Below are 25,498 nucleotides of genomic sequence, written 5' to 3'. Positions count from 1 at the left end.
GATTCAGATGCCATAAATTCGGTTTCGAAGATATGGTGATTCTTATTGCTTGTGGATTACACAACTTTAGAATCAGTCACAAAATGAGTCATATAACAAATTAATCTATATAATGTCTAATTAATAAACAAAAATTGACATGAAAAACAAAAATATACTGCTTGTATGTCTAACTGCACTGATTTTGGCTGCTTGTGGTACTCAAACAACTACAAAAAAGATACTTCCCTGAAAGATGTACTGGGTGATAAATTTCTAATCGGAGTTGCGCTGAACACAAGGCAATCGTCAGGTGTAGATACAGCTTCTGTAAAAATAGTGAAGCAGCACTTTAATGCTGTTGTTGCAGAAAACTGCATGAAGCACGCAATTATTCATCCTGAAGAAGACCGTTATGATTTTGGCCAGGCAGATGAATTTGTGAAATTCGGTGAAGATAAAATGGAATGTATATTACCGGACACTGCCTTATTGGGCATTCACAACTTGCACAGTGGTTCTGCGTAGACAAGGATGGTAAGAATGTTTCACCCGAAATTTTGAAACAACGGATGAAAGATCATATTAATGAAGTGTACTCGTAGACCAGCTGATCCATTGGTCTGTTAAAGTCGTTCTTTCGCGGGAAGGTATTGAACTGGAAGAATATTTGGTGTAGAATCCTCAGATACAATATATAATACGTGGCTGGGGCGTTGTTTCATTGTATTCTTAATGGGGGGAGGCTTCGATGGAGAGTTTAGAGAGATGATTAATGTAAATGTAACACAAAGGAGTCCGTAATACAAAGCTGATAACACTCAAAACGTAAGATTGCCCCCCTAAAGTAATGAAGAACCTTATGGGATAAACTAAACTTTTAGACAGTAGAATATAAATTTATAGAAATTGCATAAGAACTGTATACTTTTCTGAAATATGTAACATAAGCGAAAGAATCTGCAACAAATTTTGGAAAAGAAATTAGCGAAAGATGTTTTCCTTTGTAATATTGTTAAACCAGCTTCGCAATATAGCAATGAAAAGGATTATCACATTATTTGGCGCTTTTGCATTACTAACGAATCTTAATTCGTTCTCTTATGCACAAGCTTTTGAAGATTTCAAACCTTCAAGTGTAAACCAATTAGGGAAAGCGTACCCTCAGGTTAATTCCGAAGGGAGGGTACGTGCCCAACTTTATGCACCGGAAGCCAAAAAAGTACAGCTTGATATTGGTGGTGTAAAATATGACATGATAAAAAATGAGCAAGGATTTTGGACGGGAGAATCAGAACGTCAGCAAGAGGGTTTTCATTATTATCAGTTGAATGTGGATGGGGCATCTGTTCCAGATCCGGGTACGAAATATTTTTATGGTGCGGGACGTTGGGGGAGTGGAATTGAAATTCCGGCACATGATGAGGATTTTTATGCTTTGAAAAATGTACCTCATGGTTTGGTGAGCGAATTGAACTACTATTCTAAAATTACACAGTCGTGGAGACGTTGTTTCGTGTATACACCAGCTGGATATGAAGTCAATACGGAGAGGCGTTATCCGGTGCTTTATCTTCAGCATGGCAGTTTTGAGGATGAAACGGGTTGGGGCAGTCAGGGTAAAGCGAATTTGATATTGGATAATCTGATTGCTGCGAAGAAAGCAGTCCCGATGCTGATTGTCATGGATAATGGTTATGCAACCAGGCCGAGCGAACAAACTCCTTTCCAGACAACGGTATTTGAGGAAGTGCTGATGCAAGAGGTCATACCAATGATTGATGAGAAGTTCCGTACATTGCCTAATCGTGAGAGCCGGGCTATTGCTGGTTTATCAATGGGGGCAAATCAGACAATGCGTATTGCCATGAATCATCCGGAGGCTTTTGCCTATTATGGTGGTTTTAGCGGTACATCCAACTATCCGAGTACGGAACCTTTGGATGCTGATACTTTTTTAGGTGGAAAATTTAAAGATGGGAAAGCGGTAAACAGGCAATTCAAGTCTTTCTTTCTGGGTTTGGGGACTTCCGAGCCGGCTCCTTTTCCCGGTGTTGTAAAAGCTTTCAGGCAAATGTTGGATAAACAGGGGATTAAATATACCTATTATGAATCTCCTGAAACTGCACATGAGTGGCTGACTTGGCGCAGGGCGTTGCATCAGTACGCACAATTGCTATTTCAATAAGAATTAATATAAAGACGATAATTACATGTAGTTTAATACAAATATGAGAAAACAAAAAACTCTTTTACTTTTATGTAACTTGTTTTGTTGCATACTATTACCGCTGTCGGCGCAAAAGCCTGCAACTAATCCTGTGATTTATGCTGATGCACCAGATATGTCAATGCTGCGTGTGGGGGATACTTATTACATGAGCAGCACTACGATGCATATGTCTCCGGGAGTTCCTATTATGAAATCAAATGACTTGGTGAATTGGAAATTGGTGAATTATGCTTACGATACGCTTGCCAATATACCTACCATGAACTTGGATGACGGGAAAAATACTTATGGGCGTGGGTCGTGGGCGAGTTGTCTTCGCTATCACGAGGGAGTGTACTATCTCTCCACTTTCGCTCAGACTACGGGCAAGACATATTTTTATACCACTAAAAATCTTGAAAAAGGTCCCTGGAAGTGCACGGAATTCTCTCCCGCTTATCATGATCATTCTTTTTTCTTTGATGAGGACGGGCATATCTACATGATATATGGTAATGGGAAACTCTTTTTGGCGGAGCTGAAACCGGATCTTTCAGGTGTAAAGCCGGATACGGAGAGGGTGCTGATAGAGAATGCCAGTGCGCCGGCCGGAGATAATATCATGCTGGGTGCTGAAGGTTCACAACTTTTCAAGGTAAAAGGGAAGTATTATCTTTTTAATATCACTTGGCCACGTGGCGGAGTGCGTACTGTGATTGTGCATCGTGCTGATAAGATAACTGGACCTTATGAAGGACGTGTTGTTTTTCAGGATCGTGGAATTGCACAAGGTGGGCTGGTGGATACACCGGATGGACGCTGGTTTGCTTATCTGTTTGAGGATTGCGGTGCGGTAGGTCGTATTCCTTATCTTGTTCCGGTTGAGTGGAAAGATGGATGGCCTGTTTTGGGTGTGGATGGACGTGCTCCTGCTAAGTTGGAACTGCCCGATAGCCGCGGACTCATTCTAGGTATTGTTGCTTCTGATGACTTCAATCGGAAGAAAGGAGAACGTACCTTGCCGTTGGTATGGCAATGGAATCACAATCCGGACAATTCTCTTTGGTCGCTTTCTGCCCGCAAAGGGTATTTGCGGTTGACAACAGGGCGGGTGGAAACATCTTTTACACAAGCTAAGAATATGCTGACACAACGTACTATTGGTCCTGTTTGTACAGGTTCAGTCAGTATGGATGTTTCAGGGATGAAAGAGGGAGACTTTGCGGGACTGTCTCTTTTCCAGCGTAAATATGGTCAGGTGGGTGTTAAGGTTATTGATGGAAAGAAATATATTGTAATGGTGAATGGTGAGAATGAGAAACCTATGGAGATAGAAAAAGTGCCATTGGAGCAGTCGGTGATTTACTTTAAGGCAGAATGCGACTTCAGGAACAGAGCTGATAAAGGCTATTTCTATTACAGTTTGGATGGTATTCGTTGGAAGGCTATCGGCAACGTCTTGAAGATGCAATATACCATGCCGCACTTCATGGGCTATCGGTTTGCTTTGTTCAATTACGCTACCAAGGAGACGGAAGGATACGTTGATTTTGATTATTTTAAGATAGAAGATAAGATTTCCGATTGTCGTTGGGCAGATGTCTGTTATGCGGATGACGAACTGGAAGGTCACAAGTTGGATATTTACTTGCCTGATACGGGTAAGTCATCTCATAAGGTGGTGGTACTTATTTATGGCAGTGCTTGGTTTGCTAATAATATGAAACAGAATGCCTTTCAGGTTTTTGGCAGGTCGTTGCTTGATAAAGGCTTTGCAGTGGTTTCCATTAATCACCGTTCAAGCAGGGATGCTAAGTTCCCTGCACAGATTAATGATGTGAAGGCTGCTATTCGTTTCATTCGTGCTAATGCTGCCAAGTATAAGTTGGATACATCCTTTATTGGAATTACCGGCTTTTCATCGGGGGGACATTTAGCGTCTTTGGCGGGGACAACCAATGGTGTGAAATCTTATACTATAGGGGATAAAACGGTGGATTTGGAAGGTAATGTAGGGGAGTATTTTTCTTTTAGCAGCCGGGTGGATGCGGTCGTTGATTGGTTCGGACCGATAGATATGACACGGATGGAGAACTGTAATACCACTAAAGGGGCTAATTCTCCTGAGGCAGCTTTGATAGGTGGGATACCCGCTGATAATTTGGATATGTTGGCTCTTCTAAATCCCATTACTTATATAGATAAAAACGATCCTAAATTTATTGTTATTCATGGTGAAGCGGACACTGTAGTTCCCAATTGTCAAAGTATCTTTTTCTCTGAGGCTCTGAAGGCACAGGGACGTTTGGAAGAATTTGTTTCGGTTCCTGACGGACAACATGGTCCTGTCACTTTCAATGAAAATACTTTCAAGAAAATGACAGACTTCTTTGCGAAAGAGGCCGGAATGTAGAGAATTTTAAACTGGATAAGGCCGATAAAATGTGATGACATTAAATGACTGCCGCATGATAGTTGGTATTTAGCTGTCATGCGGCAGCATATTTATCGGTGCAAGAGATAATTACAACTTAACCTTTATTCTTTTGCCTGTATAAGTTACAGTTTTACTGTTACCGTCTATGGTTTTCACTATGAATTGACGTTTTTGCAGCATGCCGTTGTATTCTCCTTTTCGTGCACCGATTGTAAGAATTCTACTGGCATTATCCCAATTCATTGGGATTTCGGTATAGGCTCCATTTTCGTAATTATAATTATCTCCTTCGTCTTCATAAAGGGTGAAACTACCGTTATTGCCAGGGTATATGCATAAGGTTAGATTGTCCCATTTTTTTTCACTTGTGTATTGTACTTCCGGTCCATATGGAACGATACTGCCGGCACGTACAAAGAGGGGGATGCGATTGAGTGTCGTGGAAACGGTAAGTTTCTGTCCGCCTTCTATGGCTTCATTGGTCCAATAGTTATACCATCGGGTATCAGCTGGTAGATAGACTTCCATACTTTTAGTTTGAGTGAAGTCGGTAAGTACCGGTGCTTTTGCTGTTTCTTTGTTATTACGGTCCCAGCCTTCATTTTCCTTTAATTTTTTTTGGTGTACTTCCGGAGTGTACTGTGCGTGAAGCACTGGTGCTACCAGGAATGCTTTGCCGAACATATATGCATTGTTTATATTCCATGTTTGTTTGTCGCCAAGAAAATCCATGAAGAGTGCACGCATGAAAGTGGAGCGGTTGTGCGTTACATCCCAGGAAGTGGAATAGATGTAAGGCAGCAGAGTGTATCGTAGTTTGACAGCATCAACCAAGGCGTCATAAACAGGTTCACCTTTTTTACCATACCAATAAAATTCGCGAGGTACATCAGCGCCATGACTGCGCATCATTGGACAGAAAACACCAAATTGTAACCAGCGGACGTAAAGTTCCTGATACATTGGATTACGTGTAGCGCTATTGTCTCCCCAACTAGTATTGTATGAACCGGCAAAGAAGCCACCAAGGTCTGAGTTCCAGTGCGGCATGCCGGTCAGTGAGAAGTTTAATCCTGCTGTTATTTGCTTGCGGAACATATCCCAAGAGGATTGGACATCACCAGACCAAACATTGGAACCGTAACGTTGCTGCCCTAAGAAACCGGAGCGGGTCAGGATGATGACACGTTTATCTTGTGTTAGAGCACGTTGATGATCGTATACACCACCTACGCTGACGAGTGGATAGGCATTGCGTACACTGCGATAAGAGCCAAGACTGGTTTGGCGGTCAAAATCGCTTTCCTTGTGGTTAAAATGATCTGGCTCTGTCGAGTCCATCCACCAACCATCCATGCCGAGCTGGAATATTCCTTTATTGAGATGTTCCCAATAAATATCACGGGCTTTGGGGCTGTAAGCATCATATACACGTACTCCGGAGGGATATTCCATATTAGGCGGCCAACCGTCAACACCGGATTGCGGCCAGGTTTCGATGTCGAAGAGCAATCCCTCTTTATCCAAAGCTCTGTAAGGTTTGGTAGCAGGACCGAATGAGGACCATATGGAAATCATCATGCGGGCATTCAGAGCATGTACTTCGTCAATCATATCTTTGGGACGGCTGAAAGTAGGGTTCTGGAAATCCATGGCATTCCAGAGGTAGTTATGTCCCCAGTATTGCCAGTCTTGAATGATACAATCCAAAGGAATCCCCAACTCGCGATACTTTTTCACTACTCCTACTGTTTCTTCCTGACTTTTATATCGTTCTTTACTCTGCATGAAGCCATAACTCCACAAAGGCATCATTGGTACATCACCAGTCAGTGCACGTACTTCGGCTATAACTCCATCAGCAGAACCACCATACATAAAGTAATAGTCTATGCAATCGCCGATTTCGGAACGGAAGGAGGTTTCCTGTTCGTTGTCGGTATATGTAGTACCTGAGTAGTTATCCCAAAACACTCCGTAGCCTTTGGTGGACTGGAAGAAAGGAGAAACGTCTTCCACATTGCCCTGAACCAGATGCTTGGTTATGTCACGTTGCATCATCTGCCCATTTTGCAATTGTCCGAGTCCGTAAAGACCTTCTTCTTTGCTTGTTGTGAAGCCTTGATAAACGCTATAGGTGGAGCGTCCGGCATCGTTAATAGGAGTAAAAGCCTTGACATTCTCTTGTTCAATGAGTAATGTGTCACCGTTAGGTTTTGCATAAGTAATAATACCTGTTTGGGGATTAAGAGTCACTGTCAGTGTTTGGCTTGTCATGACAATACAGCCATTTCCGGGAGTAGTAATTTTAATACCGGAGTTTTTGGGGTGGGCAATAACGGAAAGACTTTCTTTTTTAACGCTTTTGCCTTGGGGTGTTTTTAAAACACGAAGGGTATTGGGACCGAACCATTGAATTTCTATATCGGTTTGTTTTCCGGAAATGGCAGTTTTAATACCCGATGAGGTTTTCTGGAATTCTTGTGCCCATATCCATGACGTGAGCAGGCATAAAGCCATAATGATAATGCTTCTTCTCATATTGATAATATGTTATATGTTTATATTATTTAAACTTGTACAGATTGGGTTGGGATAGTTCTTATTGTGTGTTATACCTTTTTTGAGGTGTGGTTACCTGGTCGGATATTAGAAACAATATTCCGGTAATTCCTACTTTTGCATTTTTCATGATACTTTGTTTTTATGTTTGAATAATATTGCAAAAGTAGGCTGAAACTATTTGGAAGATGATTACAAATGTTGCGGAAAGCAACACTCTCGTTGAAAAACAGGGTGGTTTATCGGTTTTTCCACTGATTTATGTATTGGGAAGGTCGCATGCCAAATTCTTCCTGAAAACATTTACTTAGATAACTGGAAGTGTTGAATCCAACAAGGTCGGCAACTTCGGCAACAGTGTAGCCTTCTTTCAGGAGTTGGGCTGCACGTTTTAGGCGGATGGATCGGATGAAATTAGTAGGTGTTTTTCCTACCACTGAAATAAGCCTTCGATATAACCCGGTACGGTCCATTCCCATATCACGACTCAATACTTCCACTGAATATTCGGGATTGTCAAGATTTTGTTCTATATATTGCAGTACTTTACGAAGAAAGGTTTCATCGGCAACCGACAATAAAGAATTGTCGGAGGTTGGCTTTCGGGCTGTTTTGAGCTGTTCTTTCCGCTTCTCTTGTTGTTCCAGTAATTGACGCATATTAACCAATAATTCTTCCTGTGTCCATTCATTCTCATCCGATGATAAAGGGGAGAGTATACCTTCTGAAAGCTGGTTGATTAATTTTTTCAGTTCCGTGGCATGGTTTCGGACTTCCTCGAGTTGCAGTTTGTCTTTCCCTTCATTCATATATTTCAGCATACTGTCTAAAGGGGATATTATTCGGTTGACAGGCTCTTTCAATTCTTCATTGACATTATGTAAGAAAGCAGTTTTCATCTCATCCAATTTTTCTTTTTGGTCACGCAACAGCTTCCGGCGCTTGCGTTGTATATATATAAGGATGAAGAGTAAGATACTTCCTGAGATGAGCAGAATGTAAAATATGTAAGCATATGTCGTTTTCCAGAATGGAGCTTTTACTGTAATCTTCATTTCTGCATATTTATTTGACCATATTTCATTATTATCGGCTGCTTGTACCCGAAAAGTATAGGTTCCGGGTGGAATGTTGGTATAGGTAGCATGTCCTTTACCGGCAGAAGAACGGATTTCTCTTTCAGAATGATCAATACCTGTTAGCTGGTAACGATAGTACGTTTGCGTGGGATTGATATAGTTTAAAGCGGAAAATTCTAAAGAAAAGAAATTCTGGTTATGTTTTAATGTGATTTCCTTAGTTTGAGCTATAGGGTGAGACAATATTGGATTACCATTGTAATTTTTGCCTTTCTCTATTTGTTCTCCTAATAATTTGAATCCTGTAAATAAAGGGCTTGAATATGGTTTGTCTGTTACAGTCGGAGATATTGTGAATTTGTTAAAACCATTGATACCACCCCAATAAATTGTACCGTCGGTTGCTATAAAAACAGAGCGTTCGCAGAACTCATCCGTTATTACACCGTCATATTGATTGAAATTGGCAAATGAATATGATAATGGTTCTTGAAGATTATTTGCTGTAATACGCGTTATCCCATTGGAAGTGGATATCCAAATTATATTATCTTCGCTCTGAATAATGGACCGTATGGAATTATTGACTAATCCGTCAGTTGTATAAAATGTTTTTTGTTGTTCGGTATTCGGGTTCCATAGCAATAATCCGTCTTCCAGACCAATCCATATTTGTTTTTGATTATCTGTTAGAATAGAATTACATGTATGGGAAGTAGGGAAAAAACGGTATTTTTTCTTTTTATAATTATAGATGAACCAGCCTTTTTGCCCGATACCTGCTAAGCAGTCTTTTTCATAGGGAATCAGTTGGTAAACTGTAAAACTACTTATTTCAGGCACTTCTGTAACTTTTTCAAATTGTTCAGTAGTAGGGATAAATCTACCGAACCCTTGATTATCGATACATAAATATAGTGTTCCGTCTGACAGTTCTATGGCGGAACGGATAGTGTGTCCGGGTAATATATTCTGTTTGATTATACCGTTTGGCATTATACAAACTAACCCTTGTCCGGAAGTTCCCAGCCAGATGCGTTGCTGGCTATCTTTTAGTAAAACATTGCAATGAACAGTGGATAATTCCTGTGAGTATGAGATTAAATTGCCGTCGGCAAGAGTATAATAAAACAAACCTTTCTTTGTACCTACTAATATGTTTTTTTTATCTGTTGTAAAACACGTTACGGATATGTTTACATCTTTGGCGGTTGGAAACAAACTTTTACCTATGTTTTGAAAACGGAAACGATTAGGATGATAATAGAGTATTCCCCGGTCCAAAGTGCCTAACCACATACCTCCTTGATTGTCATTATAGAGTGTGCTCACCTCTGTATTTATAGTGCGTCCATCTACTAATTTGAGGTTAGGTATATATTGTTTATTTATCAGTCTGGCATCAATGTTCCATAATCCCATATAGCAGCTGACCCATATGCTACTATCTTTATCGATGGACAGACTGTTTAGCCGATAGTCTGTCTGAAATACAATATTCCATTTTTTTCTTGTTGTATCGTAATTCAGCATTACTCCTCCTTGGCTTCCGTTACGCAATTGATAAAAAGTATTGTTACCGGGTACTACATAGGAAGTATTTTCGTATTTCCCTTTAGGAAGTTCATCCGGTAGCTTTTGCCTGTATATTTCTTGATGTGATTTAAGATTATAGCAAATCAACAAACCGGAACGGTAAAAAAGGTATAATTGGTCTTCCAGTACACCAAGATCATAGAGTTGATCAGTAGTGTTACCTATTGAAGATGCATAAGGCAAAAATGTTTTTGCCTTCATATTATTTTTGTCTACAAGGATTAGTTCGTCTTTATCATTTATAATCCATATATTTTTAGCCTTATCCATGAAGAAATCTTTTATAGGAGAACTGATACCCCATGTGGCGAGTAGACTGTCCGGTTGCTCCACAAGACATTCATGTTTTATGTCCACAGCCATTAGTTGATATTGATTCTTGATCCACATATACCCATGGGAATCTATGTATTCGTGATGGAAACCTGAATATGCAGACAGTGGGCAAAAATGTTTTTGATTATAGTGTAAATAATTGAAATCAGTTCCATCGTATAAGTTTAATAAGCCTTCAGTGATTATCATCATGCGACCGTCCGGCAATTGGGTAATGTTGCGTACCCTGTTTCCCCCTAAACCTTCTGTCCCTTTGATTGGGGTAAAAACACAGTATTTCTCTGCGATGGCAGGTAATGAAAGAAGTATAAAAAATATAGTGATTATGTGTTTCATAGGATGTGTTCTCTATTAAAGGCAAATTTATGGAAACTTTCGTTATGCCTGATAATTTCTGTAGGTTTTTTGACGAAATATGGTTTTATGATGGATTTTAATGTTTTTAAAAGAAATATATATGTAAAAAAGCCAATTTGTAACATAGGCGAAAGTTTCTGCAACATAATCGGAATGTAATTTGATAAAGGATGCTTTCCTTTGCAAATATATAGTTAACTAAAAAATTAATCTAAAAGAAAATGGTAAAACATATCTTGTTTTTTTGTGTGTTTGTTTGGACCTGTGTGTTTGCATTTGGCGAAGAAAATAAGTTGTATGGTCCGGATGGAAAATTGTGTGTAATTGTGTCGGATGAAGGGGGAATGCCTTCTTACAGTGTACTATATGAAGGTGTCACTTTCCTTCAAAAATCTCCATTAGGAATAGAAACAAATTTTGGGGACTTTACCCAGCAGATGGTATTAACGCATGTCGGTCAGCTGTCGTCTGTCAATGAAGAATATCAGCTTCCTACGATTAAGAATAGTAATCCGCGGTATCAGGCAAATGTGCAGACTTACACATTTTCCAAAGGAGGAAGAAAGATATATGATATCGTTTTCCAAGTTAGTAATCATGACATAGCATTTAAATATCGGGTTTATTCACAAGATAATATATTGTGTTGTATTGTAAAGAAAGAGGCTACCGGATTTATGCTTCCTGAAGGTAGTACGACTTTTCTTTGTCCGCAGGCAGCTCCGATGGGGGGATTTGCAAGGACATCTCCTAGTTATGAAACAAGTTATACAGTAGACGATGTAACAGGGAAAAACGGTTGGGGAAATGGTTATACTTTTCCTTGCTTGTTCAAGAATGAAGATAAAGGTTGGATCTTGATTTCAGAAACCGGAGTGAGTAGTGCTTATTGCGGAAGCCGCTTGTTGGGGAAAGAAAATGGATTGTACACAATCGGTTTTCCACAAGAAGGGGAATATAATGGAAATGGAACAGTATCACCAGGTATAGCTTTGCCGGGTGAAACTCCTTGGCGTACCATCACTGTTGGTAAAACATTGGCACCAATAGTGGAAACTACTGTTATGTTTGATGTGGTAAAACCATTATATGAAGCTTCGCAGGATTTTCAGTATGGATGTGGTACATGGAGTTGGATTATTGGTGGTGATAATAGCATGAACTATGATGAACAGAAACGCTATATTGATTTTAGTGCGGATATGGGGTATAGCTCCGTATTGGTCGATGCGCTATGGGATACCCAGGTAGGACGGGACAAGATTGCTGAATTGGCTGATTATGCTGCATCTAAAGGGGTGGCACTTTATCTTTGGTATAACTCCAACGGGTATTGGAATGATGCTCCTCAATCTCCGAGAAGTATTATGAATAATATAATTATGCGTCGGAAAGAGATGAAATGGATGCAAAGTATAGGTATACGAGGTATAAAAGTTGATTTTTTTGGCAGCGACAAGCAGGTAACCATGCAGCTTTATGAAGATATTCTTGCAGATGCCAATGATTATGGACTGATGGTTATTTTTCATGGTTGTACATTACCCCGCGGTTGGGAACGGATGTATCCTAATTTTGTAGCTTGCGAAGCTGTACTTGCCAGTGAAAATCTGCATTTCTCTCAGGGCAGTTGTGATGCCGAATCATTTAATGCTTGTTTACATCCGTTTATACGAAATACGGTGGGAAGTATGGATTTCGGTGGCAGCGCTTTGAATAAATATTATAATGCGGCGAACAAACCGGGTGGCAGTCGTCGTGTAACTTCCGATGTGTTTGCGTTGGCTACGGCTGTCCTATTTCAAAGTCCTGTACAGCACTTCGCTTTAGCTCCTAATAATTTAGCTGATGCTCCTGTTTGGGCTATGGATTTTATGAAGACCATTCCTTCAATTTGGGATGAGGTGAAGTTTATTGATGGTTATCCCGGAAAATACATATTGCTTGCCCGTCGTCATGCGGATAGCTGGTACATTGCCGGAGTGAACGCACAGAAAGAACCATTGAAGTTAAAAGTAAAACTTCCTATGATTGAAGTGGGAAAAGAGGTGAAACTTTATAGTGATAGTAAAGATTTGGAGGGGAATTTGCAGACTGTAAGGTTGAACAGAAAGCAAGAAGTACAAATTACTATTCCTTGTAATGGGGGGATGGTGATAGTTAGCCGATAGTATAAGTATATTAGTCTATATATAAAAAATAATATGAAGTCTATATTGAATTTATTAAGTATCAGAGAATATATAATGGGTGGGGTATTCTTGTTGTTTGCAGGAATTGTGCATGGGCAGAATCCGATAGTACAGACTTGCTATACTACTGATCCGGCACCTATGGTTCATGATGGTACGTTGTATGTCTATACGGGACATGATGAAGATAAGGCAGATTTTTTCTGGATGCAGGAATGGAGGGTCTATTCTACGAAAGATATGGTGAATTGGACCGATCATGGCTCTCCACTTGCTATTGAATCATTTGATTGGGCCGATGATCGTGCCTGGGCAGCCCAATGTATTGAACATAATGGGAAATTCTACTGGTATGTTTGTCTGCGTTCCAAGTTAACCAATACCATGGCTATTGGTGTAGCAGTAGGTGATTCTCCACTTGGTCCTTTTAAAGATGCTATCGGTAAGCCGCTTTATGATGGTAGTTGGGATTTTATTGATCCTACTGTTTTTGTTGATGATGACGGGCAAGCCTATCTGTATTGGGGAAATCCGAATATTTATTACGTGAAGTTGAATGATGATATGATTTCTCTGAAGGGTGAAGTGAGGAAAATGGAACAAACTATTGAAAGCTTTGGAGCCCCTAATCCGGATAAACGTATAAAAGGTAAAAAGTACAAGGATATTTATACAGAGGGGCCTTGGCTTCATAAACGTAATGGAAAGTATTATTTGCTTTATGCAGCTGGGGGAATACCCGAGCATATTGCATATTCAATGGGTAGCACTCCTTGGGGACCTTGGAAATATATGGGAGAAATTATGCCGTTGCAGGATACGGGTTCATTTACGAACCATTGTGGAGTGACGGATTATAAAGGAAATTCTTATTTCTTTTACCATACCGGAAAATTACCCGGAGGAGGAGGTTTTGGGCGTAGTGTGGCTGTGGAGCAGTTTAAGTATAATGAGGACGGTACGTTTCCTATAATTAATGCAACGCGTGAAGGGGTAAAACCGGTCGGAACACTTAATCCTTATGAAAGGGTAGAAGCGGAAACCATTGCTTTCTCGGAAGGAGTGAAATCGGAACCTAATGCAAAAACTGGCATATACATATCAGATATACATAATGGTGATTATATAAAAGTGCGTGAGGTGGATTTTGGGGATCAATTACCAAAGAGTTTTGTAGTGTCAGTTGCCAGTGCTCTTCGTGGCGGACGGATAGAAGTTAGAGCTGATAGTATCGGTGGAACTTTGATGGCGGAAATAGCGGTCCCCCATACCGGTGGTTGGGAATGTTGGAAGGATATAAAGACTACTGTGAAAACTCCGGTGAAAGGTATACATGATGTTTATTTCGTATTTAAGGGAAGAAAAGGATGTAAACTGTTTAATTTTGATTGGTGGAAATTTTACAGGGAAGATATGATGGTACAAGATGTGAGAAATGTAACACAAGTAGCTTCAACCAATATCTCAGGGTATGAATATCCTCGTTTGGATGCCGAACATTGTGCCTATTTCCGTTTTTATGCTCCGCAGGCAAGTAAGATTCAGGTGGATTGTTGTGGAAAGAAGTATGATATGCAGAAAGATACAGACGGTTTTTGGACAGTGAAAACGGATCCGCTTGTTGTGGGATTCCATTATTATTTTTTAATAGTGGACGGTGTGTCTGTTGCCGATCCGTCTAGCTATACATTCTTCGGATGTTGTCGTATGGCAAGCGGTATAGAAGTTCCCGAAGGGAAAGAAGGTGATTATTATCGTCCTCAACAAGGAGTGCCCCATGGGCAGGTCCGTTCTTGTACTTACTATTCGGAAACGAAGAAAGAGTTCCGTCGTTGTATGGTATATACACCGGCAGAATATGAAACTAATGTAAAAAAACGCTATCCTGTGCTTTACTTGCAGCATGGTATGGGAGAGGATGAAACGGGCTGGTCTACACAGGGATATATGCAACATATAATGGACAACCTGATAGCTTCCGGGCAATGTGTACCGATGCTTGTTGTTATGGATAGCGGTGATGTAGAGGCTCCTTTTTCTCCTCGGGAAGGCAAGGATATGAATGAGGAAAGAGCTTTGTACGGTGCATCTTTTTATGGAGTGATGCTGGAAGATTTAATTCCTATGATTGATAGAACATTCCGAACGTATACGGATCGTGAGCATCGTGCTATGGCAGGATTGTCATGGGGAGGCCATCAGACTTTCAGTACAGCTTTGCCTAATTTGGATAAATTTTCTTATATTGGTGCGTTTAGTGGAGCAATCTTTGGACTTGACGTGAAAACTTGTTATAATGGTGTATTTGCTGATGCTGGCAAGTTCAATAAAAAAGTGCACTATTTATTTTTGGGATGTGGGACGGAAGAACAGTTTGGAACGAAACAACTTGTAGATTCTTTGCATGAACTCGGGATTAATGCAGAATATTATGAGTCACAAGGCACGGGGCACGAATGGCTTACATGGCGACGTTGCTTGCGTGAATTTGTTCCTCATTTATTTAAAAAGTAAATCTATATGTAACTTTAAATTTATATGGGAAACACACAAAAAATAAAAATGGCTCTAGCTGTTTTGTTATTATCTCAGATGATGGTTTTCGGGCAGACAGCAATACCTTTGGTCTATGACAAAGAGTATACAAATGATAACTTTCAGCTTCCTGGGATACTCCCAATAGATAAATTGCCGGAGATAGCCACTCTTCCTGATCCTTTTGCATGGGCTGATGGAAGCGGGCGTTCAACAGATTTCAAGGATTGGAAGAGGCATCGTTTTGAGATAGCCCACCAATTGCAACATTATGAATTGGGAATGAAGCCTCTTACTCCAAGAGATAGTATAGAGGCTACTCTAAATAACGATACATTGCGGGTTATAGTGTATGAAAATGGCGAGGTACTGCTATTGACAGCTCCTATTAAGTATCCTGAGGGCAATGGCCCTTTTCCTGCTATTATTGGGATTGGCAGACCTACAGGGGCTCTTCCGGAGCAGTTATTTGATAAAAGAAAAATAGCGCAGATCACATTTGATTTTACACAAGTCATGTCTCATACACAAAAGCGTGGTAATGAGCCGATAAATCGTTTATATCCGGAGCAAACGGAGATGGGATCTTATTGTGCATGGTCATGGGGAATTAGCCGATTGATTGATGGATTGGAAAAGGTTGGAAAAAAATCGCGTATTGATCTTTCTCATTTGGCTATATCCGGTTGTTCATTTGCCGGTAAAATGGCATTGTTTGCAGGGGCTTTTGATGAGCGTATTGCGTTGACTATTGCCCAAGAGCCCGGTGGCGGAGGGGTTAATGCCTGGCGTGTTTCGGAAACTTTAGAGAATGTGGAAACTTTGGGGCGTACCAACTATGCATGGTTTCTAGAAAGTATGCGCCAATTTGCAGGTAAGAATGTAAACCGCTTGCCGATTGATCACCATGAACTGGCAGCATTGATTGCTCCTCGTGCTTTGCTGGTACTTGGAAATACAGATTATGAATGGTTGGCAGAAGAGTCGAACTACGTATCTTGCCAGGCTGCACGAATGGTATGGAAGGCTTTTGGCATAGAAGATCGTATGGGCTTTTCTATTCAGGGAGGTCATATGCATTGTATGTTGCCGAAGAGTCAGTATCTGGAAGTGGAAGCTTTTATTGATAAATTTCTGTTGGGTAAAACAGATGTAGATACATTTGTTACGAAAGCGGATATGTTTGAGGATGTGGACTATTTGAAATGGATGCCTTGGGCAAATGAGATAGAACGTTTAGGCGAAGAGAGGTTGCCTTATACCAAAGGTGCTTTTGCAACGAGACGCTATCGTAATCTCTTTGCGGAATTGGGCTATAAGCAAAAGGACATTGATAAAAAGTTGAAATCGGTATTTGAAAGTGTTTTTTATGGACCGGATAAGGTCTATTTTGAAGTGGGGGACTCGATGGCTTATATCAGTGACATAAAAAATCATGATGTACGTACAGAGGGAATGTCTTATGGATTAATGATTGCCGTTCAGTTCGATAGGAAAGATATTTTCGATCGTTTATGGAGGTGGAGCAAGAAATATATGCAGCATCAGGAGGGACTGCTAAAAGGCTATTTTGCATGGAGTTGTCAGACGGACGGCACGCGTAATGCTCAGGGGTCGGCGTCTGATGGAGAACTTTATTATGTAACATCACTTATTTTTGCTTCTAATCGTTGGGGGAATTCAACAGGGATTAATTATCTTGCCGAGGCTCAAAATATATTGAATTGCTCGATGCAGAAAATTGGTATGGAGCGTGTTGCCCCTTTGATTAATTTGGAACATCAGTTGATAACATTTACGCCGGATCCTTTTGGAGGAAGATTTACGGATCCTTCCTATCATATTCCAGCATTTTATGAGGTATGGGCCAGGTGGGCAGAAGATGGTAGAAGTGAATTTTGGCGGGTATGTGCCCGGAAAAGTCGTGAATATTTGCATAAAAGTATTCACCCTGTAACAGGGCTTAATCCTGATTATAATAACTATGATGGCACATTGCTTGGCAGTAAACGGGTTATAGGCGATGCTTTTCGTTTTGATTCATGGCGTGTACCTATGAATATAGCATTGGATTATTCATGGGCATGTGCGGACAGAAAATGGCAGCAAGAATATGGAAATAAGATACAAAACTTTTTTTATTCCCAAGGTATAGATAGCTTTGTAGATCAATACAATGTAGATGGTACAACGGTGACAGAACTGCTGGGTGCCGGAGGGTATAAGAAACTGAGACATTCTTTGGGATTGGTTGCTACTACGGCTGCGGTTTCATTGGTTTGCACACATGATAAGAGCCGGGAATTTGTCGATCGTTTATGGAATGCCAAACACGTGCCTTACGATGATGGATATTTTGATGCTTATTATGACGGATTACTTCGTTTGTTTGCTTTTATGCATTTGAGCGGGAACTATCGGATTATATTTCCTCAAGGACATTAATTACTGTAAAATTGAAAAATAGAAATGAAAAATAGAGTGATTGATTTATTACTGGTATGCCTTTTTTTAGGGAGCTGCTTAACTATGTATGCGCAAGATAAGGATTTTCATATTTATTTGGCTTTCGGGCAGTCTAATATGGAAGGCAATGCACGTGTGGAACCGCAGGATAGTATAGGAATAAGTGAACGTTTTTTGATGATGTCTGCTGTTGATTGTCCTGAGCGCGGAAGGGTAAAAGGAGAGTGGTATAAGGCTCTTCCGCCGTTGTCTCGTTGCCATACGGGATTGACCCCATGTGATTATTTTGGACGTACTATGGTTGATAATTTGCCTTCGAATGTCAAAGTGGGTGTTATCAATGTGGCTATCGGGGGATGTCGTATTGAGTTGTTCGATAAAGAGAGCTGTGCAGAGCATATTGCTACTCAACCGGATTGGCTGAAAAATATCGTGAAGTCTTATGATAATAATCCGTATGCTTGGTTGGTAGATTTGGCAAAGAAGGCACAGAAGGACGGGGTGATTAAAGGTATTCTGGTGCATCAGGGTGAATCAAATACAGGTGACAAAGAATGGCCGGAAAAACTAAAAGGCGTTTATGAGAACTTATTGTCAGATTTAAATCTGAAAGCGGAGGAAGTGCCTCTTTTGGCCGGAGAAGTGGTACATGCCGACCAAAAGGGTATCTGTGCAAGTATGAATGACATTATAGACACACTGCCACAAGTAATCTCAACGGCGCATGTTATTTCATCTGCCGGTTGTCCGGCAGCAGGGGACAATCTGCATTTCGCCGCTCGCGGATACCGTATGTTGGGTGCACGTTATGCTGAAACAATGTTGCAGTTGTTGGGATATAAGGCAGTGATAAACAAGCAGGAAGCAACCCGAATGAAATTATGGTACTCGGCACCGGCACGTCGCTGGGTAGAAGCGTTACCGGTGGGGAACTCTCGTTTGGGTGCTATGGTTTACGGTGGTACAGATAAGGAAGAAATTCAGCTTAATGAAGAAACTTTTTGGGCAGGCGGTCCTTATCGCAATGACAATCCGAAAGGAAAAGAGGTTTTGGCTAAAACACGTGAGCTTGTGTTCGCTAACCGTCTGTCGGAAGCGCAAAAGTTGATAGATGAGAATTTTTTCACAGGACAGCATGGTATGCGTTTTCTCACTATGGGCAGTTTGTTAATTAACCAACCGGAACATAAGAATGTTGAAAACTACTATCGTGAACTGGATATAGAAAATGCCGTAGCTGTTACTCGATATATGGTAGATGGGGTAACATATACACGTACAGTCTTTTCATCGTTCGCCGATAATGTAATTGTTGTACGCATGGAGGCTGATAAGCCGAAGGCGTTGAACTTCGATTTGAGTTATAACTCGCCTTTGAAACATGTGGTAATGGCTAAAGGGAATGAGCTGGTAGTGAAATGTGAAGGTGTGGAGCAGGAAGGAATTCCTGCAGCATTAAATGCTGAATGCAGGGTATTGGTGAGACATAATGGAAAGTCCGGAAAGTCGAATAAGTCTGTGGTTGTAGACCAAGCTACCGTGGCTACTCTTTACATATCTGCTGCGACAAACTTCGTAAACTATCATGATGTGGGCGGTAATGCTTCGAAACTTGCTTCTTCCATTCTGAAACGTGCGGTAAAAGTTCCGTATGAGCAAGCTCTTGCCAATCATATAGCTGCCTATAAGGAGCAGTTCGATCGTGTGACGTTTTCCATACCTTCTACCGAAACATCTACGTTGGAGACTGATAAACGGGTTGTAGCTTTTGGTGAAGGAAAAGACCTGAACCTTATAGCACTGATGTTTCAGTATGGTCGTTATTTGCTTATTTCTTCTTCGCAACCCGGTGGACAGCCCGCCAATCTGCAAGGCTTGTGGTGCAATAGCGTATATGCTCCTTGGGATAGTAAATATACGATTAATATTAATACGGAAATGAATTACTGGCCTGCCGAAGTAACAAACTTGTCGGAAAACCACCAACCGCTTTTTGATATGGTGAGCGATTTGAGTGTAAATGGCAAGAAAACTGCTGAAACTGTTTACGGAGCACGTGGCTGGGTGGCTCATCACAATACGGATTTGTGGCGTGCTTGTGGTCCGATAGATGCTGCCTATTTCGGAATGTGGCCAAATGGAGGAGCTTGGCTGACACAACACTTATGGCAACATTATCTTTTCACTGGTGACAAAGAGTTTTTACGCCGCTATTATCCTGTAATGAAAGGTGCGGCAGATTTCTATTTAAGCCATTTGGTGAAACATCCTCAGAACGCTTGGTTAGTAACGGCTCCTTCCGTATCGCCTGAACATGGATATGCCGGTTCTTCCATTACTGCAGGATGTACTATGGACAATCAGATAGCTTTTGATGCGCTTTATAATACAATGCTGGCAGCTCATATATTAGGTGAATCCCAAGCATATCAAGATTCCTTGGCCGTTGCTTTTAAGCAGTTGCCGCCTATGCAGATAGGACGTCATAATCAGATTCAGGAATGGCTGATAGATGCAGACAATCCTCGTGATGATCATCGGCATATTTCACACCTTTATGGTTTGTATCCAAGCAACCAGATATCACCGCGGCTTCATCCCGAGCTTTTCCAAGCTGCTAAAAACACACTTTTGCAGCGGGGTGACGCAGCGACAGGTTGGAGTATCGGTTGGAAAATAAATTTCTGGGCACGTATGCTCGACGGTAATCATGCTTATAAAATTATAAAGAACATGCTTCGTATTCTTCCGGGCGACGACAAAATACGGGAATTTCCCGAAGGCCGTACCTATCCCAATTTGTTTGATGCACACCCTCCTTTCCAGATAGACGGTAATTTCGGCTATACGGCAGGTGTGGCTGAAATGTTGCTGCAAAGCCATGATGGAGCAGTACAATTGCTTCCTGCTTTGCCGGAGGAGTGGAATGAAGGAAGTATCAGTGGTTTGGTAGCTCGTGGCGGTTTTGTTGTTGACATGCAATGGGAAGGAGCGCAACTGCTTAAGGCTAAGGTACATTCACGTATTGGTGGTGTGTTACGTATTCGCAGTTATGTTCCTTTGAAGGGTGATGGCTTGAAACCGGCAGAGGGTGATTGTCCGAATATGCTATATGCGCCGGCTGAGATTGCAGCACCTTTGAAATCGGAGAAACTGAATGCACTTCAATTGCCTGTACTTTATAAAGTTTATGAATATGATATAATGACAGAGCCTGGTAAGGAGTACATGTTTGAAAGGACTACACTGAATTGATAAAGTACTATAAGCATAAATAATTACTTATGAATTTAAAGAAAATAACTGTTTCTTTAGTTTTGCTAATCCTTTCATTGGGAGTAAGTGCACAACAACAGGAAACTTTTAACAATCCGGTGATTAATGCAGATGTACCTGATCCTTCAATGATAAGGGTCGGAGATTACTACTATTTAGTGAGTACTGCTATGCACCTGATGCCGGGGTGTCCCGTAATGCGTTCAAGAGATCTGGTGCATTGGGAGACTATTAGTTATGTATTCCAAAAATTAACCGATTTGCCCCGTTATGATTTGAAAGAGGGGACTGTATACGGTCGTGGACAGTGGGCATCAAGCATCCGTTATCATAACGGGCGGTTTTATGTGTGGTTCTCACCTAATGATGAGCCTTATCGCGGTTACATTTATACGGCTGAAGATCCGGCAGGTGAGTGGACTTTGGTTTCTCGTCCGCCTCATCATCATGATGCTTCTTTGCTGTTTGACGATGACGGTAAAGTTTATCTGTTTTATGGTACAGGGCAATTACGTCAGCTTAAGAGCGATCTTAGTGATGTGGAATCTGGAGGGATAGACATGAAAATATTTGAACGGGATGCCGATGAGCAGGGGTTGTTGGAAGGTAGCCAGGCATTCAAACATAATGGCAAGTATTATTTGCTGATGATTTCTATGGATTGGAGCATTCCCGGAAGATTACGTCGTGAGGTATGTTACCGGGCTGACAAAATTACCGGTCCATATGAGAAAAAGGTTATTCTTGAAACGGAGTTTCAAGGATATGGTGGCGTGGGACAAGGTTGTATCGTGGATTCACCGGATGGAAACTGGTACGGGTTTATTTTTCAGGACCGGGGAGGTATAGGACGTGTGCCGACTTTGATGCCCTGTCACTGGGTAGATGGTTGGCCTGTGTTAGGTGATGCCGAGGGACGTGTACCCGATTCTATGGTTATGAAAACTTTCCCGGATGAATGTAAAGGCAGCATTATGGGGAGTGATGACTTTAGTAATACCAGGTTGAGCCTTAACTGGCAGTGGAACCATAACCCGCTGGATGATTGCTGGTCGCTGACCGAACGTTCCGGTTTCTTGCGTCTGAAGACAGGACGGGTGGTAGACAATCTGTTTTTGGCTCCTAATACTTTGACCCAACGTATGAGTGCCCCAAAATGTAGCGGAACGGTAGCAATGGATGTGTCAAAGATGAAGGATGGTGATGTGGCAGGATTTACGGCTTTTAACGGTTTGTCCGGAGTGCTTGCTGTAGTAAAGGAGAACGGAAAGAAACATCTTGTGATGTCTGTCCAGTCTGTCAGTCTGTCGGGTAAGGAAAAAAAAGTTACCGATGTGAAGATAGAAGAGAAAGAACGTATAACTTGTAAGAAAGATATTGTTTATCTTCGCATTGACGGTGACTTTGCAAACAAAAAAGATGAGGCTACTTTCTATTATAGCTATGACAATGAAGAGTGGGAACAGATAGGGGAACCTTGTAAGATGGTTTTTGATTATACCCGGTTCTTTATGGGGAGTAAGTTCGCCATATTCAATTATGCGACGAAGTCTTTGGGAGGTTATATAGATATAGATTATTTTAAATACGATAAATAAAAAAATCACATTATGAAAATAAAAAAAAGTTTAGGGACATTACTACTCTTCGCTTTATGTTTGGATGCAGGGGCCATAGATAATAGGGGGATAACCTTTAGCCAGTTGGCTTCCGACCGCTTTACGCTTGTGGAAAATGGGACGCCCAATGCTATATTGATAGATGAGCAGGAAGATACCGGTGTAATGATAGCAGCAAAGAATCTTCAGAACGATTTTGAACGGGTAACCGGCAAAGCTGCTGATTTGCTGTTTGAACCTGGTGCAAAGCGTGTGGTTATAGTGGGAACTCTTAAAAGTCGTTATATAAAAGAACTGGTGAAAGCAAAGAAGATAGATGCTTCATTGCTGAATGGTAAGAATGAAAAATATTTGATGACGGTAGTGCCGGCTCCTTTAAAGGGGGTGGAAGAAGCATTGGTCATTGCAGGAAGTGACAAGCGTGGAACAATTTATGGAATATATGAGCTTTCAGAACAGATCGGTGTCTCTCCTTGGTATGACTGGGCTGATGTACCGGTAGTTCCTCAACAGAATTTGTCTATCGTTCGTGGAAGTTATACGGCAGGCGAACCGGCAGTGAAGTATCGTGGTATTTTCTTGAATGATGAGGCTCCTTGTTTGACAGGCTGGGTGAAACATACTTATGGCACGAACTATGGTGACCATCGCTTCTATGCACGTGTGTTTGAACTTATTTTGCGTCTACGTGGTAATTTTATGTGGCCTGCGATGTGGGGATGGAGTTTCTATGCGGATGATCCGGAAAACAGCAAGACTGCCAATGACATGGGAGTTATTATGGGTACATCCCATCATGAACCTATGGCGCGTAATCATCAGGAGTGGGCGAGAAAACGTAAAGAGTATGGTGCGTGGGATTATGCTTCCAACCAAAAAGTAATTGACCGCTTTTTTCGTGAAGGTATTGAACGTGCCGTTGATACGGAGGATTTGATAACTATCGGTATGCGGGGGGATGGCGATACACCTATGGGTGGAAAAGAAGGAGAGGATGATAAATATGTATCACGTGATAAAGAGAATATGCGTTTAATGGAAAAGATTTTCAAGAACCAACGGCGCATCATTAAGGAAGTGACGGGAAAAGCTCCGGAAAAACGTCCGCAGGTATGGGCTCTATATAAGGAAGTGCAACGTTTTTATGATATGGGGCTCAGAGTACCCGATGATGTGATTATGCTGTTGAGTGATGACAATTGGGGAAATGTACGTCGTCTGCCAAATGCGGAAGAAAGAAAACATCCCGGAGGTTGGGGAATCTATTATCATGTGGACTATGTGGGAGCTCCCCGAAACACAAAATGGCTTAATGTGACTCCAATCCAGAATATGTGGGAGCAATTGCAGTTGACTTACGATTATGGAGTTGACAAGTTATGGGTGCTTAATGTCGGCGATTTGAAACCGATGGAATATCCTATCACTTTATTCCTCGATATGGCCTGGAATCCTAAACGCTATGCGGTTGATAACTTGTTGGAGCATCCACGTCAATTCTGCGCCCAGCAATTTGGTGAAGAGCAAGCGGACGAGGCTATGCGCATTTTGAACTTATATAGCAAATATGCCGGTAGGGTTACTGCTGAAATGCTTGACCGTAAGACTTATAATCTGGAGACCGGAGAGTGGAAGCAGGTTTCTGATGAGTTTATTAAGCTCGAAGCGGAAGCATTGCGCCAGTATATGACACTCCAACAGGAATATAAGGATGCGTATAAGCAACTGATTCTTTTCCCTGTGCAGGCAATGGCCAATTTGTATGAAATGTACTATGCGCAAGCTATGAACCATAAGCTTTACAAGGAGAATAATCCGCAGGCAAATTATTGGGCCGACAAGGTTGAACAGTCTTTTAAGCGTGACAAGGACTTGTGCGATGACTATAACAATGTGATGTCGGGAGGTAAATGGAAAAACATGATGATACAGAAGCATATCGGTTATACTTCGTGGAATGATAATTTTCCGGCAGATAAGCAGCCGGAAGTATATCGCATCGAGGAGCCGGAAAAAGCTATGGGAGGATATGTTTTCAAATCCAGGGACGGTGTGGCGGCAATGGAAGCCGAACACTATTTTGAGAAGAAGGACGTTGTCGGGGCACAATGGACGGTTATTCCTTATATGGGACGTACATTGAGCGGTATGGCGTTGATGCCTTATACGAAAGATGTTGCCGGTGCTTCCCTTTCTTATAAAATGGAAATTCCCAAAGGTGTTACCGAAGTGACTGTCCATATTGTGGTGAAATCAACACTGGCATTTCACGATATAAAAGGGCATAAATATGAAGTAGGCTTTAACGGAGGTAATGTAGAAACAATTAATTTTAATGCCAATTTGAATGAAGAACCGGAGAATGTGTACACAACTTTATATCCCACAGTTGCCCGAAGAGTGGTTGAAAGTCAGGTGAAACTGGAATTACCGATATCGCAGGATGGGTTGCAGACCTTAACCTTGAAGCCTTTGGATCCGGGAATTGTATTTGAAAAGATTGTGGTGGATTTTGGCGGATACCGGAAAACTTTTTTATTTATGAATGAGTCTCCTTGTCAAAGAGATAAATGAAGATACTTTTAAACGAAACCTTTAGACAGATGAAGAGCTTTTGTCAAAGCTAAAATGAGTACTCTGAAAAGTTACAGATTGTAACTATAACCTCTAAAAGGGCCGTATCAAACTCCGTTTTGAGAGCAATGATACGACCCTTTTTTTAGTCTTTTAGGATAGGGATATTCAGTAAATGTCCCTAAAAAATAAGATGGCATATGAAGATGATAGGACATGACCACTTCATATGCCATTCTTATTGCCATTTTTCGGTGCTTTCTCACATAATTCTATCC

The 25,498-nt window shown here is 41.2% G+C and carries 10 protein-coding genes and 1 pseudogene; 9 read left to right on the top strand and 2 right to left on the bottom strand.

Annotated elements, in window-relative coordinates; all coding sequences use genetic code 11:
• Positions 1-139 precede the first annotated feature (139 nt).
• The 3 genes and pseudogenes from H8S52_RS20050 to H8S52_RS16900 form a co-directional block, all read left to right on the top strand.
• A pseudogene (locus H8S52_RS20050) lies at positions 140-575 on the top strand (endo-1,4-beta-xylanase); the annotation flags it as partial.
• A gap of 443 nt (positions 576-1,018) precedes the next feature.
• Complete coding sequence (locus H8S52_RS16905; protein ID WP_186910272.1) at positions 1,019-2,167, top strand: alpha/beta hydrolase-fold protein; 1,149 nt, start codon at positions 1,019-1,021, stop codon at positions 2,165-2,167.
• A gap of 43 nt (positions 2,168-2,210) precedes the next feature.
• The gene (locus H8S52_RS16900; RefSeq protein ID WP_186910271.1) at positions 2,211-4,604 is read left to right on the top strand and encodes a family 43 glycosylhydrolase; all 2,394 of its coding nucleotides are present in this window, start codon (positions 2,211-2,213) and stop codon (positions 4,602-4,604) included.
• Positions 4,605-4,715: 111 nt separating this feature from the next.
• Here H8S52_RS16900 and H8S52_RS16895 read toward each other — a convergent pair whose 3' ends face one another.
• Positions 4,716-7,169: a TIM-barrel domain-containing protein gene (locus H8S52_RS16895; RefSeq protein ID WP_186910270.1), complete on the bottom strand. Its 2,454-nt coding sequence runs from the start codon at positions 7,167-7,169 to the stop codon at positions 4,716-4,718.
• A 260-nt stretch (positions 7,170-7,429) separates the two neighbouring features.
• Positions 7,430-10,537, bottom strand: coding sequence for a two-component regulator propeller domain-containing protein (locus H8S52_RS16890; protein WP_186910269.1), 3,108 nt, complete (start codon positions 10,535-10,537; stop codon positions 7,430-7,432).
• Between the two features lie 242 nt (positions 10,538-10,779).
• Between H8S52_RS16890 and H8S52_RS16885 the strand changes: the two genes are divergently transcribed.
• The 6 genes from H8S52_RS16885 to H8S52_RS16860 all read left to right on the top strand — a co-directional run bounded on the left by H8S52_RS16885 (position 10,780) and on the right by H8S52_RS16860 (position 25,220).
• Complete coding sequence (locus H8S52_RS16885; RefSeq protein ID WP_186910268.1) at positions 10,780-12,729, top strand: glycoside hydrolase family 97 protein; 1,950 nt, start codon at positions 10,780-10,782, stop codon at positions 12,727-12,729.
• A 33-nt stretch (positions 12,730-12,762) separates the two neighbouring features.
• On the top strand, positions 12,763-15,264 hold the full coding sequence (locus H8S52_RS16880; protein ID WP_186910267.1) for a family 43 glycosylhydrolase: 2,502 nt from the start codon (positions 12,763-12,765) through the stop codon (positions 15,262-15,264).
• Between the two features lie 24 nt (positions 15,265-15,288).
• Positions 15,289-17,730 (top strand): glycosyl hydrolase family 8, encoded by a 2,442-nt coding sequence (locus tag H8S52_RS16875; protein ID WP_186910266.1) that lies wholly within the window; start codon positions 15,289-15,291, stop codon positions 17,728-17,730.
• A gap of 84 nt (positions 17,731-17,814) precedes the next feature.
• Entirely contained in the window at positions 17,815-21,006 is a 3,192-nt protein-coding gene (locus H8S52_RS16870) for a glycoside hydrolase N-terminal domain-containing protein (protein WP_186910265.1), read from the top strand.
• 29 nt (positions 21,007-21,035) lie between these two features.
• Positions 21,036-22,625, top strand: coding sequence for a glycoside hydrolase 43 family protein (locus H8S52_RS16865; RefSeq protein WP_186910264.1), 1,590 nt, complete (start codon positions 21,036-21,038; stop codon positions 22,623-22,625).
• A gap of 12 nt (positions 22,626-22,637) precedes the next feature.
• On the top strand, positions 22,638-25,220 hold the full coding sequence (locus tag H8S52_RS16860) for a glycosyl hydrolase 115 family protein (protein WP_186910263.1): 2,583 nt from the start codon (positions 22,638-22,640) through the stop codon (positions 25,218-25,220).
• Positions 25,221-25,498 lie beyond the last annotated feature (278 nt).

The sequence above is a fragment of the Bacteroides sp. NSJ-48 genome (genome assembly GCF_014287405.1).
In the GTDB taxonomy this organism is placed as follows: domain Bacteria; phylum Bacteroidota; class Bacteroidia; order Bacteroidales; family Bacteroidaceae; genus Bacteroides; species Bacteroides stercoris.
The sequence above is the reverse complement of the archived record's forward strand: the minus strand, read 5'-3'. Positions and strand labels throughout refer to the sequence as shown.

What these genes read in the sequence shown, in the direction of transcription:
- H8S52_RS16885 (WP_186910268.1), top strand. Translation starts at nt 10,780, where the DNA reads ATGGTAAAACATATCTTGTTTTTTTGTGTGTTTGTTTGGACCTGTGTG.
- H8S52_RS16875 (WP_186910266.1), top strand. Translation starts at nt 15,289, where the DNA reads ATGGGAAACACACAAAAAATAAAAATGGCTCTAGCTGTTTTGTTATTA.
- H8S52_RS16905 (WP_186910272.1), top strand. Translation starts at nt 1,019, where the DNA reads ATGAAAAGGATTATCACATTATTTGGCGCTTTTGCATTACTAACGAAT.
- H8S52_RS16895 (WP_186910270.1), bottom strand. Translation starts at nt 7,169, where the DNA reads ATGAGAAGAAGCATTATCATTATGGCTTTATGCCTGCTCACGTCATGG.
- H8S52_RS16865 (WP_186910264.1), top strand. Translation starts at nt 21,036, where the DNA reads ATGAATTTAAAGAAAATAACTGTTTCTTTAGTTTTGCTAATCCTTTCA.
- H8S52_RS16880 (WP_186910267.1), top strand. Translation starts at nt 12,763, where the DNA reads ATGAAGTCTATATTGAATTTATTAAGTATCAGAGAATATATAATGGGT.
- H8S52_RS16890 (WP_186910269.1), bottom strand. Translation starts at nt 10,537, where the DNA reads ATGAAACACATAATCACTATATTTTTTATACTTCTTTCATTACCTGCC.
- H8S52_RS16860 (WP_186910263.1), top strand. Translation starts at nt 22,638, where the DNA reads ATGAAAATAAAAAAAAGTTTAGGGACATTACTACTCTTCGCTTTATGT.
- H8S52_RS16900 (WP_186910271.1), top strand. Translation starts at nt 2,211, where the DNA reads ATGAGAAAACAAAAAACTCTTTTACTTTTATGTAACTTGTTTTGTTGC.
- H8S52_RS16870 (WP_186910265.1), top strand. Translation starts at nt 17,815, where the DNA reads ATGTATGCGCAAGATAAGGATTTTCATATTTATTTGGCTTTCGGGCAG.